Raw genomic sequence first — 16,193 nt, 5'->3', positions numbered from 1 at the left:
AAGGCTTTGTTGGGTAATGCTTAAGCTCAACCAAACCTACTATTCTTCTTAACCCAAGCGTATTGAGTTAAAATTAAGAATTTTGAATTTCCTCTTGCAAAACTTGAATTTGCTCAATAGGTAATTCAGTAACTTGAGCAATTTGTTCTAAACTCATTCCAATTCGCAACAAATTTAAAGCCAACTTTCTCGTTGTTTCTGCTTTACCTTCTGCTTTACCTTTGGCTTCGCCTTCTTCTAGGATTTGTTGATAAATGACTGATTCGCGCATAATCTCACTCCTTAATATCTTGCTAATTAAATTTTTATTTAATACCAGACCTGCTAAGATGCCACTGGCAGCAGCTATATTTCTTTGTAGCTGGCGATGCCTGCGGCGGGCTACACCTACGCTAATCGCTTCAACCGCTTTGGCTACTTGGGTTAATACCATTGTAGGATCGTTTGTCTGACTTAGCACGGCAAAGGGTAATAGACCTGGAATACTCAAAAACCTTTCTGCTGGTTGTTCCCATAGACATATTACCTCAAATTGATGGTAAGTGTTGTTTAATCTAAAACTGTTTTCACTGACTAATTCTGAACTGGTTTTTCTCAAATAGATTACTATTTGACGCATTTCTTTATTAGGAAAGCGCCGATAAACCCTAACCCGATAATCTAACATCCGAAAGGCAATATCTTCATCAGGGTCGGTTTGAAATTCGGTATGTAGAACTAAATTATCAGATTGCAATAAAATTAATGAATCGGCGCGAATTGGTTCGTTTGATAATTCAGTAGGACTAAGTTCTGTTAATTTAATCGGTGAACCTAGTAACCAAGTTGCCAAGTCATCTTTGAAGTTTTCGGCAATGAATTTACAAATATTGTCATACATGGCAGCTTTAAAGAATGGGTATCATGTATTGCTGATAAAAATTAAATTTGCTAGCTTTGATATTCCTTGCATAGCCTACAAGGAACATCAAAGCTAGCAATGGAGATGTAAATTAGTGTTAATGTTACTTCTCAATATTGGGAATGAGCGATATGCCATAGAAAGCCGACAGGTTGTAGAAGTAATACCACTTGTTATGCTAAAAAGTTTGCCCCACCAACCTGAGCATATCGCTGGTGTTTTTAATTATCGGGGACGCATTGTACCAGTAATCGATTTATGTCAGTTGATGCGTGGTAAACCTTCCAGAGAGTACCTGAGTACTAGGATTATACTAGTCAACTATTGGGGGAGTAATAATGCAGAACTTAAGGCTCCCTATATTTTGGGTTTGATGACAGAACAAGTTGTAGAAACATTACACAAATCTGAGTCTAAATTTGTTGATTCCAATATCCAGATAGATACAGCGCCATATTTGGGCAAAATGATTGTAGATGATCAGGGGATGATTCAGTGTCTTCGCATTGAGTACTTGTTGTCAGAAGCGCAGCAAGTCAATCTCTTGCCAGAAAGTCATCACAATACTAGATTTTAGATTGGTCTGAAGATTCTATAAATGGCACAATCTGTGATTGAGGCTTTACTAAAAAGCAAGATTGGTTTGGATGCAAACTCTATTGGTGCTGATGCGATCGCAAGTGCAATTTATCAACGCATGGCAGATTGCGGTATAACGGATATTGCTCACTATCTGGGGAAATTACAGGTATCTACCCAGGAATGGGAAGCACTGATTGACACTGTAATTGTTCCAGAAACTTGGTTTTTCCGAGAACCAGAATCTTTTGCATTTCTGAAGCATTATGTATTATCTGAATGGTTACCAAAAAATCCCCAGGGCGTACTGCGGGTTTTGAGTGTACCGTGTGCAACGGGTGAAGAACCATATTCCATTGCGATCGCTCTTTTGGAAGCAGGATTAAATTCGACAAACATTCACATCGATGCTGTTGATGTTAGCAACAAGTGTCTACTAAAAGCCCAACGAGCAATCTACAGTCAATACTCGTTTCGCGGCAATAGCCAATCGTTTCAAGAGCGCTATTTTCAGGCAACTGAGGCAGGATATCACCTGTGCGAACAGGTGAAAAGTATGGTGAATTTTATTAATGGCAACTTGGCAGATCCGGCTTTTCTTGGTGACACGCCGCTTTATGATGTAGTCTTTTGCCGTAATCTGTTGATTTATTTCGATGTGACAACAAAAGAGCGCACCATTCAAGTCTTAGAAAGGTTGCTAAGTCCAGAAGGCTTGCTATTTGTGGGACACGCTGAAACTTGGTTATTGTTTAAAACTCAATTGATCTCAGTTCGTCAAGATTCAGCAGTTGCTCATCGAAAGTCCACAGGGGGCGAAAATATTCGCAAAAATCATCATCCAAATATTCAGAGACAAAGCATCACAGGCAAAAATATAGATGTTCTCAATAAGCGACATCTGCCGAAAAAAAATAATTCTAAGTTTGTTGCCCAAGAAAGGTTAAATGTTGCTCCTCAGAATCCGATATTGCCAATAGAACTAAAAGTAAATTTGTTAGAAACAGCTAGAGCTTTAGCCGATCAAGGTCGATTGGATGAGGCGGTTAAACTATGCAACGACTATCTCAACCAAAATCAGGTGAGTACAGAAGCATATCTTTTACTAGGTCAGGTGCAGCAAGCGATGGCACAAAATGAGCGGGCGGCACAATCTTTTCAAAAAGCAATTTATTTACAACCGACTCACCAAGAGGCGTTGACTCATCTGGCATTACTCAAAGAACATCAAGGAAATACGGATAGTGCTAATCTTCTCTGGCAACGAATTCACCGATTAACGAAGGACAAGCATTTCTGAGGAGATCGAGCAGGAGGTAAGCTAATCGCAATACTGTTCAGTTAAGGTAAGAGACGCGATAATTTATTTGGATTTATCCACCTCAGAACTCCCTTCATCTATCTCATGACTGGATTCATCCACCTCAGATACTCAAACTTTTTACTCAGCACTCAACATTTTGACATCAGAAGGAAAAGTTAGTCTCTGAGCTAAGGCTACCTACTTAATAATTTGTTTCAAAATGAAAATACAGACTGTTCATCTTGTTTGTGATTTGGGAATTTTAAGAGATGAACGCGTTTTACAGCAGCAGAGGAACAGTAGGATAGCCAATGTTCAAGAACATGACCTTGCAAACACGGTTGATCGGTTCATTTTTATTCATAGGACTGATTGTACTCACGATGGCCTTGCTGGGATGGTTCACCACCAACGAGTTAAATCAGTATATTAACATACTAGCGACGGATAACATCCCCAGTGTGTCGGGGATATGGAAGATTAAGGAAGGTCAGACACAAATCCAATCGGCAGAACGGTTACTATTTAATCCTGAAATCACTGTTAGTGAAAGACAGGGTGCAATAACTCAAATTGAGGACGCTTGGAAACAGATTAACGAAGGCATTAAACAGTACGAAGCAACGCCATTAAGCGAACAAGAGAAAAAAGAATATGGCTTACTTAAAGAACAATTGTATACCTGGAAACAAGACCATGAAAAATTGTTAGATATTGAGCAGCAGTACAATCAAATTGGTATTCACAATCCTTGGAAAAAACAAATTGAGCTAATGCGTCAAGGAAAAGAGAAAACTTCAGATTTTGCCACTGTTCAAACAGCGATTCAACTACGTAATCGCATGGATTCTGAGGGAGAAAATAGAGAAGAGCCGTTATTTAAAATAACTGATGATCAAGAAGAAAAACTTTTAAAACTTAATGAAGGTTACATATCAGATACACAAAAACAAGTCGAACAGAATGTGGCTCACAGCATTTTCTGGATTTCTGTAGGAATTGTCATTGGCCCGATAACTGCAATTATTCTTGGGTTTGTAATCGCGCGACAAATTGCATTTCAGATTTTTGGTGTCGTTAGGGTTGCAGAGCAAATTTCTCAGGGTAACTTAACAACTCAGGTCAATGCTGACTCCAATAGCAAAGATGAAATTAATAGACTATTAACTGCTTTCCAAACCATGATCCAGAATCTAAACACTCTGATTCGTCAGGTACAGCATTCAGGTATACAGGTTACTTCTTCAGCGACTCAAATAGCAGCTTCAGGTAAACAATTAGAAGGGACGCTCATTGAGCAAGTAGCTTCTACGAATGAGGTAGCTGCGGCTACTAAAGAAATTTCCGCAACCTCTAGAGAATTAGTAAGTGCAATGGAACAAGTTGCGACCATTTCACAAATTACAACGACAGCAGCCAATGATAGTCAAAAAGATATACTGCGGATGGAAACCACCATGCGCCAGTTAGCAGAAGCCACTAATGCGATCGCAGCTCGATTGGGAGTAATTAGCGAAAAGGCAAACAACATTAATACTATCGTTGTCACAATTACCAAGGTTGCAGATCAAACGAATCTGCTGTCATTAAATGCGGCGATCGAAGCCGAAAAGGCTGGAGAATATGGCTTAGGCTTTGCTGTAGTTGCTAGAGAAATTCGCCGATTAGCAGATCAAACTGCCGTTGCTACCCTCGATATTGAGCAGATGGTGAAGCAGATGCAATCGTCAGTCTCTACAGGTGTGATGGAGATGGACAAGTTTGCCGCAGAAGTAGGACGGAGTATAGAAGATGTTGCCAGCATCAGCATACAGGTTGGGCAAATTATCCAGCAAGTGCAAGACCTGAATCCGCGATTTGAGTTTGTTAACCGGGGTATGGAAACCCAATCTATAGGAGCGCAACAAATTAGTGAGACAATGGCGCAGTTGAGCAATACCTCTGTGCAAACTACAGATTCCCTTCGAGAGATCAATCATGCCATAGCCCAACTCAACCAAGTTTCCCAAGGATTGCGTCAAGAGATTGCCCGCTTTCAGGTGAAAACAGAAGACGCTATACCCGGATTTCACCAACTCTCTTGAGCAACCTTTATGAACCCGATCGTTACTCCCTTAAATATTGAACGTTGTTGGAATTTTATCGGCATTGAGGGCGATCGCTCCTGTCCCCAATTAGCCACACACACCCACTGCCGCAATTGTCCTATCTACTCTACCGCCGGTCGCCACTTATTGGAGCGTTCCATAGCCGAAAATTATCGGCACGAATGGACTCAATTGTTGGCAGAATCTAGAGTCGATGAAAAATCATTCTCTGGGTTGCCCACAACTCAAACTCTAACGGTTGTGATTTTTCGTCTGCAACGGGAATGGCTGGCACTTTCTGCTCAAATCTTCAAGGAAATTTCCCCTCCGAGCGTGGTTCATACCCTACCGCATCGCAGGAACCAAATCTTAAGGGGCTTGGTAAGTATCCGAGGCGAATTACGATTGTGTATCTCTTTGAGTCATCTGCTGAATCTGGAAGTTGCCGATACACCAGTACAAACCCTAACTCCTGTGGTGTATCCACGCATGGTGGTGCTAGAAAAGGCAGGTAACACTTGGGTGTTTGGTGTAGATGAACTTTATGGAGTACACCGATTTCATCGGGATGAGTTACAAGATCCGCCCAAGAGTTTGACTCAAACTTATACTAAAGGATTATTTCACTGGCAATCTGGGGTGTCACAAGAGCGATTCCTTTCCTGCGGAACGCTACGCGAACGGAGAGCTACGCTAACGCACAGTGTCAGTTATTTGGATGATGAATTGTTATTCACCACCTTGGCTAGGAAGGTGCAGTAATGTTAGAAGAATTTGATGTCAGCAATCTTTCCTTGCTGGATTTATTCAACATGGAAGTAAAAGCCCAAGTTGTGGTATTGAATGATTGCCTGTTGGCACTGGAGACGAAACCCGATCCCCAACCAGAACTAGCAGCCTTAATGCGGGCAGCCCATTGCATCAAAGGCGCTGCCCGAATTGTCCAAATCGATCCGGTTGTCAACCTTGCCCACGTCATGGAAGACTGCTTTGTGGCGGCTCAAGAGGGAAAAGTTACCTTAACTGCCGATCGCATTGATGTATTGTTGCAAGGGGTAGATATGCTCCTGAATATCGCTGAAATGTTTACAGCTAACCCAAATTTGCAGATGTTAGAAGATATCGGCATTCAATCGTTAGTAAGTGCGATCGCTAATATCCTAACTCCAGAGGCAACCTCTACAGAAATTCATCCCCTAATAACAACAGCGCAGTTAGAAGAAAACCAACAGACAACCCTTATTTCCCCATTCCCACTAGAAGAACTAGGCATCACCCAAAATCGGGCGGTGCGAATGAGTACTGAAAATCTCAATCGCTTAATGGGTTTAGCTGGAGAGTCTTTAGTTGAGGCGAATTTATTAGAACCATTTGCTAACTCTTTGCTGAAGCTGAGAAAGAATCAGGGGGAATTATCCAACCTGCTGGAGAAGTTACAGGAGTTATTGAGCAACTATCATCTGGATCGGCAAATTAAGGAAACCTTGAGTGCAACTCATCAAAAAGCTAATGAATGTTACCAGATGATGAGCGATCGCCAAAACCAACTAGAAAAATTTTCTCAGCGTTCTGCTAACCTTGCCCATCGTTTATATCAGGAAGTTATTGCTACCCGAATGTGTTCCTTTGCTGATGGGGGACAGGGATTTCCGCGAATGGTGCGCGACTTATCAAGACAGTTGAGTAAACGGGTGAAACTGGAAATCGTTGGGAAGTCTACTTTGGTAGATCGAGATATTCTAGAACGCCTAGAAGCTCCATTAACTCATATTTTGCGGAATGCGATCGATCATGGCATTGAAACGCCCCAGGATCGTTTAGCAGCAGGAAAGCTAGAAGAAGGAATTATTCGTATTGAAGTTACCCATCGCGCCGGAATGTTGTTTATTACCGTTGCAGATGATGGACGGGGAATCGATATCGAGTTTTTGCGCCAAGCAGTCATCAGCAAACAACTGACAAACCCGGAAATGGCAGCCCAACTTACCGAAGTTGAGTTGATGGAGTTCCTATTTTTGCCTGGTTTTTCCACAACCCAGACTGTAACTGAAATTTCGGGTAGAGGTGTGGGTTTGGATATAGCCCATAGCGCAGTGCGGGAAGTTGGCGGGACGCTGCGGGCGGTTTCTGTGTTGGGAAGAGGCATGACCTTTCACTTGCAGTTACCATTGACGCTATCTGTGATTCGTACACTGTTGGTGGAAATTGCTGGCGAACCCTATGCTTTTGGGTTGACACGCATTGAACAGGTGTTGATATTATCGAAGTCTAAGATTGCTGTATCGGAAAATCGCCCATTTTTCCTGATGAATAATCAACCAGTGGAGTTGATTTTGGCGAGTCAAGTTTTAGATTTAGCGTCGCCTGCGGTGAATATAGAATCGTTATCAGTGATTGTAATTAGCGATCGCCTTAATCGTTACGGATTAGTTGTAGATCGGTTTCTCGGTGAGTGCAGCTTGGTTGTCCGACCCTTAGATCCCCGCCTTGGTAAAGTCCCTAACATTAGCGCCGCCGCCCTGATGGATGATGGTTCCCCAGTGTTGATTGTCGATGTCGAAGATTTGGTACGTTCCATTGCCAAGGTCTTTTCTAGTGGACAACTTTCTCAGGTAAATCAGTCTGCTCATCAGGCAGTTACCAAAACCTACAAGCGAGTGTTAGTAGTAGATGATTCGATCACTGTGCGCGAAATGGAGCGCAAACTCTTAGAAAACAACGGTTACAAAGCTGAAGTTGCAGTTAATGGCATTGATGGTTGGAATGCAATCCGTAGCGGCGATTATGATTTAGTGGTGACAGATATTGATATGCCCCGAATGAACGGCTTTGAACTCACCAGCCAGATCAAAACTCATGCAACGTTGAAGCAAACACCCGTGATTATTGTTTCTTACAAAGACCGGGAAGAAGATCGATTGCAAGGCTTAGAAGCAGGTGCAGACTACTACTTGACTAAGAGTAGTTTTCATGATGACACTCTGTTAAAGGCGGTGATTGATTTAATTGGAGAGGCATAAACCAATTTTAGATTTTAGATTTTGGAATAAATTTTTTGTAGAGACGGCGATTTATCGCGTCTCTTGTCTTAATCGAACTATTTGTAAACTTTAAATTTAGAAATAAAGGAAGCAACCACAAAGAAAATTAGCAATAAACCTTTGACAATCCAAAATCCAAACATGGTATAGCCTGTGAGAATTGCGATCGCTAACGATATGTTCATGGCTGTAGAGGCACTACGGCGGGTTCTGGTAAAAGTGCCAAACTATCAGTTGGCGTGGGTTGCTTACGATGGTACGGAGGCTGTAAGCAAGTGTGCGGCTGATACTCCCGACTTGATTTTGATGGATGTGTTGATGCCAAGCATGGATGGAGTAGAAGCGACACGGCGTATCATGAGCCAATCTCCCTGCGCCATTGTGATGGTGACAGCTAGCGTTAATCGCTATACAGCCAAGGTTTTTGAAGCAATGGGCTATGGAGCCTTGGATGCCATTAACACGCCAGTTTTCGGTGATGATGGGCTACTAAATAAAATTGCCGCGATCGCTCAATTAATTGGCAAATCTTCACATCGGCGATCGCTTCCTATCCATCACCCAGAATCACTCCCACCGCTAATTGTGATCGGGGCTTCCACTGGTGGACCCCAAGCAATGAAAACTATTCTCTCGCAATTTCCCCAAGATTTTCCGGCGGCTGTAATTGTTGTTCAGCATGTAGATGCTCAATTTGTCCAAGGTTTTGCCACCTGGTTGAATGAGCAAATTCCTCTACCTGTGCAATTAGCGATCGCAGGCAATACACCACAGCCTGGTAAAGTTATGATTGCCGGCACAAATCTTCATTTGGTAATGCATCCCGATCTCACCCTTGGTTATGACAAAGAACCACTAAATTATTCCTACCATCCATCGATTGACGTTTTCTTCAAGAGTGTGGCTAAAAATTGGACTGGAAAGGGGGTTGGGGCATTGCTGACGGGTATGGGTCGAAATGGCGCTCAAGGCTTAAAACGATTGCGCGAATCAGGTTGGCACACTATTGCCCAAGACCCTAAAACTTGCGTCGTCTATGGAATGCCGAAAGTAGCAGTGGAATTAAAAGCTGCGGTGGAGGTTTTGCCTGTTGAAGCGATCGCATCAGCCTGCATCAAATTTACGGCAAAATACTTAATTAAATAGTAATTTATTATACTTTTATCAAAATATATGCCTGAAAGCAAATGCTTAAAACACCTTTACGAAGTATTTCAAAATCCTGAATTACCGAGATATAATTGCGACAATTGCAAATTAGTACATTTAACTTATTAGTTTGTAGTCGTGAAAACAAAGACCTATTTAGAGGTGCTAAATGAACCCGCAAGAAACAGCACTCTTACAAATATCTCAAAAGACAGAAAAATCATCACCGAAGTGGAGTGAACCAGAAACCCCGCAAGCTGCGCCATTTATTCTGGATGCCAAAATATCCACAGTGAGACTTTTGCTAATTGACGATCAGGTAATTATCAGCGAAGCCTTTCGTCGGATCGTTGCAACAGAAACAGATATTTCCCTTCACTACACAAGTAATCCAGCTAAAGCTATTCAAGATGCGATCGCCATAGAACCAACGGTGATCTTTTTGGATATGATTATGCCAGATATTGATGGATTAATGCTACTGCGTTGGTTTCGCTCTCATCCAGTAACTCGTGATATTCCGATCGTCATGCTATCCAGTAAAGAAGAAGCAAAGTTGAAAGCCGATGCCTTTACCGAGGGTGCAAATGACTACCTAATTAAGTTACCTGATGCCGTTGAGTTAATTGCCCGCATTCGTTATCATTCCAAAGCATACAATAATCTTAAAGCACTCACTACTGCAACTGCTACTGCCCAACTTCAAGCACAACAGTTAAAAAATACCTTACAGCAATTGCAAACTACCCAAATTCAATTGATCCAGACTGAGAAAATGTCTAGCTTGGGTCGGATGGTTGCAGGTTTAGCCCATGAAATCAATAATCCTGTCAATTTTATTCATGGCAATTTTAACCACTTAAATAACCATGTTAACTGTCTTTTAAATTTAATTGGACTATATCAAAAAAAACATCCTGAATCACATTTTATATTGCAAGATGAGTTTGGTGATTTTAACCTTGATTTTATCGTAGATGATTTACCAAAAATTCTTTCATCTATGAGGATAGGTACTGATCGGATTCGTGACATTGTGCTGTCTCTAAGAAATTTTTCTCGACTCGATCAGTCAGAGAAAAAAGCTGTTAATATTCATGAAGGTATTGAAAGTACTTTATTACTTTTAAATCATCGGCTACACCCAAAAATTGAAATTATTAAAAAATATGGAAATCTCCCACCTGTTCAATGTTATCCAGCACAACTAAACCAAGTATTCATGAATATCCTTAGTAATGGCATTGATGCTTTACTAGAGTTAGATAATCAGATCCAAAAGCAAATTGTGATTCAAACTGAAGTAACTGAATTAGAAACAGTGATAATTACATTCAGAGATAACGCTAATGGAATAGATGCGGAGATTCAAAGCAAGATATTTGATCCTTTCTTTACAACTAAACCTATCAACAAAGGAACGGGATTAGGTTTAGCAATTAGCCATCAAATTATTCAGAAACATCAGGGAAATATTCAGCTAAAGTCCGAATTTGGCTATGGAACAGAATTTGCGATCGAAATTCCAATAGCATTAGCTGTTAATCATAAAAGTGACACTTAAATTAAGACTTCACCAGATAATTATTTTTTAGGACGTTGATTTATCTTCTAACAAAATTTAACTTGTAAGTTTCTAAAGAAGAATGCTGAATTCTGTTTTAATAAATACATAATCCATTTGATACCAATACTATTTGGTTAAGACAAGAGACGGCGATTCATCGCCGTCTTTGTGATAATTTATCGCATCTTTGCACTCTATAATTTTCATCAAAAAAGCTTAACCGAACCGTATTGCATTTAGATGCGTGCGATCGCACTTGTTTATAGGAACCCATAATTCATATCATCTAACCTTCATTATGAATTATGAATCATTTGCTACCGCTTGCGTGCATAGGATAAGTGACGCTAGTGTTAAAAGAAATCATCCAAAACTAAACCCTCATCCAAGAAGTCGAACAGGAAGCTACAATGGCAATTCCAAATAAACAAGTAAAATCTAATACTGATATTTTAGATAATAGACGCACCCAGACTCGCATCCAGGTTCGGATTCCTAAAGACTTGAATGAGGAACCAGTCATTTCACGACTGGTTTCTCACTATGGCATCACAGTCATTATTACTGATGCTCAGGTAAGCGCAAACGTGCCACAATATAGCTGCTTCGATCTGGAACTGCGAGGTACTGTTTCCCAAATTGAAAGCGCCCTAACTTACCTGGATGAACTGGATTTAGAAGTTTTGCACCAATCCAGCCCTGAAGAAGATGGTTGGTAAATTGAGTGCTGAGTCCTGAGTTATGAGTGCTGAGTCAAAAACACTCAGCACTCAGCACTCAACACTCGGTACTGAGTTTAGGCCATTTGATTTTCAATCGCCCACCGCGCTAATTCAGTGCGGTTGTGGAGATTGGTTTTGCCCAACATATTGGACACATGGCTTTCAACTGTGCGCTGACTAACATTTAGTTCTTCAGCAATTTCACGGTTAGCTAAACCCCTAGCAACAAACTGGACTACTTTCAGTTCAGTTGGGGTTAACTGGACATCGAAGGGAACCTGGATACGGGAACCGTTTTCGCCTCCTTTTGCTTGGTGTTCTTTCCAACGGATAGTTTGTTTCAGCGAGGATTCAACTTGCGCTACAAGTTCTTCTGGTTCAAAGGGTTTGACCATATAAACATCAGCACCTTTATTCAGACCCTTAACTCGGTCTGCACTTTGTCCCTTAGCTGAAAGGAAAAGAACCGGAATCCAGCTGGTGCGTTCGTTTTGCCGGACTTGTTCCACAAATGTATATCCGTCCATTTCCGGCATCATCACGTCGCAGATGATCATGTCTGGAACATCTTGCTCTAAAATTTCCAGAGCTTCACGTCCATTTTCGGCGGTGATGACTTCGTATCCCCGGAATTCTAAGTAATCCTTCACCAGCAAGATGAGGTTAGGGTCATCATCAATCAATAGAAGTCGTTTGTGATCTTTCATGCTGGGCTCTTTCATAGCAGTGGCACTTGTCGCGCTTCGGTCCATCAAAGTCTTGAATATTTATCCTCTATGGTGGGTTATTCGAGATGTTGTCCTTTTTCCTACTTAACTTGCCTTTGCTGTCTCGAAGTCTCAAAAATGCCGAGCATTTTCAATAGACTGGTAGCTCGATAGCAAAAGTCCAGCAAGGATACGTATAGCAGTAGTATCTATAATGCGCTATTATATATCGCATTGAAAGGGGCGGGGTAAAAAACACTGATAAAATAATAATCCTTCTGACTCACAAGTTAAGTATTGGCTTAAAGATGACCCTACCTCAAAACCAACCCGCACTTTCTTTAAGCTTACTGCCATAACATATCCTTCGGTTGTTAAGCCTCTATGAGGAATTCACAAGAAACTAGGGAAGTTTTTGGCAAAGGATGGGTTAAAAACGCATATTCTTTTACCACCTTATTGCCTATTCAGTGTTCTTGGATCATCCGCAAGGTAACTTCCGGGTTTGCTTGGCGACACCATCAGTGTAAACCACCATTATGAGTCTAGAACAAGAAACACGCAAGCAGTTGGCTTTTGTTCTAAAGACGCAAATGGCGTAACTCTAGTATGCGGCTCATTGAGTTTGAACTCTTTAAGTCGCTTTTTAAGCATTCCCAGGATTCCAGACTAGCTCGTTTTAAGTAGAAATTAACAATTGTCTCGTCAGAACAAATAAAAATGTGTTGCTGATTTTTTGCAATTTCTAAACTTTCTACACAATTACTCAGGGTCTTATGTTCTAGAGACTTAGTGATTTTGGCGATTTGATGGTTGGACTGGATCACTGTGTTGTTACTCATCAAGCAGATCCCTTTTCCAAGCTTTGAAAATTGGGGATTGGGGACTGGGGGGATGAGGGAAATAATAAGGTAATATTTTCTTCCTCTGCTCCCCTGCTTCCTCTTCCCCACTCTCTACTCTCTTCGTAACTTACAGAACAAAACCTGAAAGGTAGAGATAATTAAGCATTTATACTTAAGTACATCTATGCCCCTCTAGTTCGGGAACCCGTACTCAAGGGATTCTTGTCATTAGATGCCACTTTTAGGTAAATTAGCACTCAGGAGTTGAGAGTGCTAAACTCTGGAGAAAATAATTATGGCAGCTTTATCTCTAAGCGTTTCTACAGTTAAACCTCTAAGCGATCGCGTTTTCGTAAAAGTGAACGCTTCTGAGGAAAAGACCGCAGGTGGTCTGTATTTGCCCGACACAGCTAAGGAAAAGCCCCAGGTTGGGGAAGTAGTCGCCCTTGGCCCTGGCAAGCGTAATGACGACGGTAGCCGTCAAGAATTGGAAATTAAAGTCGGCGATAAAGTGTTGTACTCCAAGTACGCTGGCACTGACATTAAGCTCGGCACAGAAGAATATGTACTGCTTTCTGAAAAAGATATTTTAGCAGTTGTTATCTAGTGGGTTATGAGGGCTATGGGTTATCAGGTATGGGTTATGGCAGATGGGAACAATCCCCAATCCCCAATCCCCATTACCCCTTATCCCCAGAGGGGACCCCACCTTCCCCAATCCCTAATACCCAATTCAAGAAAAAATTGACCTAATCCCTGGATTTAGACACCTATGGCAAAGCGCATTATCTACAACGAAAACGCTCGTCGCGCTCTAGAGCGAGGCATTGACATTCTGGCTGAGGCTGTAGCTGTTACCCTTGGCCCTAAAGGTCGTAACGTAGTTCTAGAAAAGAAATTTGGCGCACCACAAATTGTCAATGACGGTGTAACGATCGCCAAAGAAATCGAATTAGAAGATCATATTGAAAACACTGGCGTAGCTCTGATTCGTCAAGCTGCTTCTAAGACTAATGATGCTGCGGGCGATGGTACTACCACTGCTACCGTTTTAGCTCATGCGATCGTCAAAGAAGGCTTGCGGAACGTTGCAGCAGGTGCTAACGCGATTTCGCTGAAGCGCGGTATTGACAAAGCTACTGCCTTTTTGGTAGACAAAATCAAAGAACACGCCCGTCCAGTGGAAGATTCCAAAGCCATTGCCCAAGTTGGTGCGATCTCGGCTGGTAATGACGAAGAAGTTGGTCAGATGATTGCCCAAGCAATGGACAAGGTGGGTAAGGAAGGCGTAATTTCCCTAGAAGAAGGGAAATCTATGTTCACCGAGTTGGAAATCACTGAAGGGATGCGCTTTGACAAAGGCTACATCTCTCCTTATTTCGCTACCGATGCTGAACGGATGGAAGCGGTTTTTGATGAACCTTTCCTCTTGCTGACCGATAAGAAAATCGCTTTGGTACAAGACTTGGTACCAGTGTTAGAGCAAGTAGCTCGTGCTGGTCGTCCTTTGGTGATTATCGCCGAAGATATTGAAAAAGAAGCTTTGGCAACCTTGGTAGTAAACCGTTTGCGCGGTGTACTCAACGTGGCTGCTGTTAAGGCTCCTGGTTTTGGCGATCGCCGCAAAGCACTATTAGAAGACATCGCTGTTTTAACTGGTGGTCAACTAATTACCGAAGATGCTGGTTTGAAGCTAGATAATACCAAGCTGGATAGCCTGGGTAAAGCTCGCCGAATCACCATCACCAAAGACAGCACTACAATTGTTGCCGAAGGTAACGAAGCTGCTGTTAAGGCTCGTGTAGAACAGATTCGTCGTCAAATCGATGAAACCGAATCTTCTTACGACAAAGAGAAATTACAAGAGCGTCTTGCTAAACTCTCTGGTGGTGTTGCTGTAGTAAAAGTGGGTGCAGCAACCGAAACCGAAATGAAAGACAAGAAATTGCGCCTAGAAGACGCTATCAACGCTACTAAAGCTGCTGTGGAAGAAGGTATCGTTCCTGGCGGTGGTACAACTCTGGCTCATCTTGCTCCTGAATTGGAAGTTTGGGCAAAGAGCAATCTTAAAGATGAAGAGTTGATTGGTGCGTTGATTGTCGTTCGCGCCTTACCTGCACCTCTGAAGCGGATTGCTGAAAACGCTGGTCAGAATGGTGCTGTGATCGCTGAACGCGTGAAAGAGAAAGAATTCAACGTTGGCTACAATGCTGCAACAAACGAATTCGTCGATTTGTTAGCTGCTGGTATTGTTGACCCTGCGAAAGTGACTCGTTCTGCTCTGCAAAACGCTGCTTCCATCGCTGGCATGGTGTTGACAACCGAATGTATTATAGTTGACAAGCCTGAGCCTAAGGATGGCGCTCCTGCTGGCGCTGGTGCTGGTGGCGGTGGCGACTTCGATTACTAATACTTTGTAGTTACATAATTTGTGAAAACAGCTGCTTCCCTTGTGGAGGCGGCTGTTTTTTTGTGTCAGGAGAAGAGTTACGACAACGCTTGTAAATATTTAGCTGAACAGTATCCAGCCGAGTTTGTGCGTTGGTTACTTGGGATAGAGGTGCAACAAATTGAAGTCTTAAAAACGGAACTGACGCTTGAACCAATTCGCGCGGATTCTGTGACATTTTTGCAAGCAGCTAACCAAATTTTGCACATTGAATTTCAAACTTTGGCGAAATCCAATCCGGCGCTTAATTTCCGAATGCTCGATTATTCTGTGAGGCTGAAGCGCCAATACCGTTGTCCTGTAATGCAAGTGCTAATCTTTTTACAAGAAACTACTAACGAAATGGCTTTTACCGAAGAATATCGGGACAACACAACGATTCACCAATATCAGGTTGTTCGTCTTTGGGAGCAAGATTCAACACTATTTTTAGTTAATCCGGCGCTGTTACCTTTAGCAAGTCTGACGCGAACTGACTCGCCGCAAACTTTACTGGCACAAGTGGCTGAACAAGTCGCTACAATTCCAGATAGGGAGGAGCGACAAAATATCGCGGGTTGTGTAGAAATTCTGGCGGGTTTGCGATTTGATAAGGATTTAGTTCGGCAATTTTTACGGGAGGATATTATGAAAGAGTCCGTAATTTATCAAGATATCGTTCAAAAGGAAGCGTTTAAATTGATTAGTCGTCAGTTGAAACGGCGTTTTGGTGATATTGATGGATCGTTAGTTGAGCAGGTTCGGAATTTATCTGCTGAACAGTTAGAGGATTTGGGAGAGGCGTTGTTGGATTTTTCGGAAGTTGCTGATTTGGTAGCTTGGTTAGAGCAGCAATAGAGGAAT

14 protein-coding genes are annotated in these 16,193 nt (G+C 42.0%); 11 read left to right on the top strand and 3 right to left on the bottom strand.

The genetic code is table 11. The features are described 5' to 3' along the window. Positions 1–73: 73 nt before the first annotated feature. Positions 74–880: an Rpn family recombination-promoting nuclease/putative transposase gene (locus V7L07_RS21025; protein WP_335060839.1), complete on the bottom strand. Its 807-nt coding sequence runs from the start codon at positions 878–880 to the stop codon at positions 74–76. A 121-nt stretch (positions 881–1,001) separates the two neighbouring features. On the opposite strand from V7L07_RS21025, the gene V7L07_RS21020 reads away from it, so the two are divergent. The 5 genes from V7L07_RS21020 (at position 1,002) to V7L07_RS21000 (ending at position 7,890) form a co-directional block, all read left to right on the top strand. Continuing rightward, the gene (locus V7L07_RS21020; protein WP_335060838.1) at positions 1,002–1,478 is read left to right on the top strand and encodes a chemotaxis protein CheW; all 477 of its coding nucleotides are present in this window, start codon (positions 1,002–1,004) and stop codon (positions 1,476–1,478) included. Between the two features lie 21 nt (positions 1,479–1,499). Then, a complete protein-coding gene (locus V7L07_RS21015) occupies positions 1,500–2,780 on the top strand; it encodes a CheR family methyltransferase (RefSeq protein WP_335060837.1) in 1,281 nt (426 codons plus the stop codon). Positions 2,781–3,094: 314 nt separating this feature from the next. Beyond that, positions 3,095–4,867 (top strand): HAMP domain-containing methyl-accepting chemotaxis protein, encoded by a 1,773-nt coding sequence (locus V7L07_RS21010; RefSeq protein WP_335060836.1) that lies wholly within the window; start codon positions 3,095–3,097, stop codon positions 4,865–4,867. 9 nt (positions 4,868–4,876) lie between these two features. Continuing rightward, positions 4,877–5,632, top strand: a complete 756-nt coding sequence (locus V7L07_RS21005; protein ID WP_335060835.1) for a chemotaxis protein CheW — start codon at positions 4,877–4,879, stop codon at positions 5,630–5,632. Then, entirely contained in the window at positions 5,632–7,890 is a 2,259-nt protein-coding gene (locus V7L07_RS21000; RefSeq protein WP_335060834.1) for a hybrid sensor histidine kinase/response regulator, read from the top strand. The genes V7L07_RS21005 and V7L07_RS21000 overlap by 1 nt, the downstream gene beginning before the upstream one ends. 77 nt (positions 7,891–7,967) lie before the next feature. Here the strand turns inward: V7L07_RS21000 and V7L07_RS20995 are convergent, their stop codons facing one another. Beyond that, positions 7,968–8,096 (bottom strand): hypothetical protein, encoded by a 129-nt coding sequence (locus V7L07_RS20995; RefSeq protein WP_335060833.1) that lies wholly within the window; start codon positions 8,094–8,096, stop codon positions 7,968–7,970. On the opposite strand from V7L07_RS20995, the gene V7L07_RS20990 reads away from it, so the two are divergent. The 3 genes from V7L07_RS20990 to V7L07_RS20980 all read left to right on the top strand — a co-directional run bounded on the left by V7L07_RS20990 (position 8,095) and on the right by V7L07_RS20980 (position 11,346). Beyond that, complete coding sequence (locus V7L07_RS20990; RefSeq protein ID WP_335060832.1) at positions 8,095–9,057, top strand: chemotaxis response regulator protein-glutamate methylesterase; 963 nt, start codon at positions 8,095–8,097, stop codon at positions 9,055–9,057. The two genes, V7L07_RS20995 and V7L07_RS20990, sit on opposite strands and share 2 nt — an antisense overlap. A 172-nt stretch (positions 9,058–9,229) precedes the next feature. After that, positions 9,230–10,624, top strand: coding sequence for a hybrid sensor histidine kinase/response regulator (locus V7L07_RS20985; RefSeq protein WP_335060831.1), 1,395 nt, complete (start codon positions 9,230–9,232; stop codon positions 10,622–10,624). Positions 10,625–11,037: 413 nt separating this feature from the next. Continuing rightward, positions 11,038–11,346 (top strand): NIL domain-containing protein, encoded by a 309-nt coding sequence (locus tag V7L07_RS20980; RefSeq protein ID WP_335060830.1) that lies wholly within the window; start codon positions 11,038–11,040, stop codon positions 11,344–11,346. A gap of 77 nt (positions 11,347–11,423) precedes the next feature. On the opposite strand, the gene V7L07_RS20975 is transcribed toward V7L07_RS20980, so the two are convergent. Next, positions 11,424–12,101 (bottom strand): response regulator transcription factor, encoded by a 678-nt coding sequence (locus V7L07_RS20975; RefSeq protein WP_012407592.1) that lies wholly within the window; start codon positions 12,099–12,101, stop codon positions 11,424–11,426. Between the two features lie 1,095 nt (positions 12,102–13,196). On the opposite strand from V7L07_RS20975, the gene groES reads away from it, so the two are divergent. The 3 genes from groES (at position 13,197) to V7L07_RS20960 (ending at position 16,187) form a co-directional block, all read left to right on the top strand. Beyond that, positions 13,197–13,508, top strand: coding sequence for a co-chaperone GroES (gene groES, locus V7L07_RS20970; protein WP_069071443.1), 312 nt, complete (start codon positions 13,197–13,199; stop codon positions 13,506–13,508). Positions 13,509–13,673: 165 nt separating this feature from the next. Next, positions 13,674–15,311 (top strand): chaperonin GroEL, encoded by a 1,638-nt coding sequence (groL, locus tag V7L07_RS20965; protein WP_335060829.1) that lies wholly within the window; start codon positions 13,674–13,676, stop codon positions 15,309–15,311. 126 nt (positions 15,312–15,437) lie between these two features. Beyond that, the gene (locus V7L07_RS20960) at positions 15,438–16,187 is read left to right on the top strand and encodes a DUF4351 domain-containing protein (RefSeq protein WP_335060866.1); all 750 of its coding nucleotides are present in this window, start codon (positions 15,438–15,440) and stop codon (positions 16,185–16,187) included. The last annotated feature ends 6 nt before the right edge of the window (positions 16,188–16,193 follow it).

Origin of the sequence: Nostoc sp., from assembly GCF_036916985.1 — a bacterium.
Taxonomy (GTDB): domain Bacteria; phylum Cyanobacteriota; class Cyanobacteriia; order Cyanobacteriales; family Nostocaceae; genus Nostoc.
The sequence above is the reverse complement of the archived record's forward strand: the minus strand, read 5'-3'. Positions and strand labels throughout refer to the sequence as shown.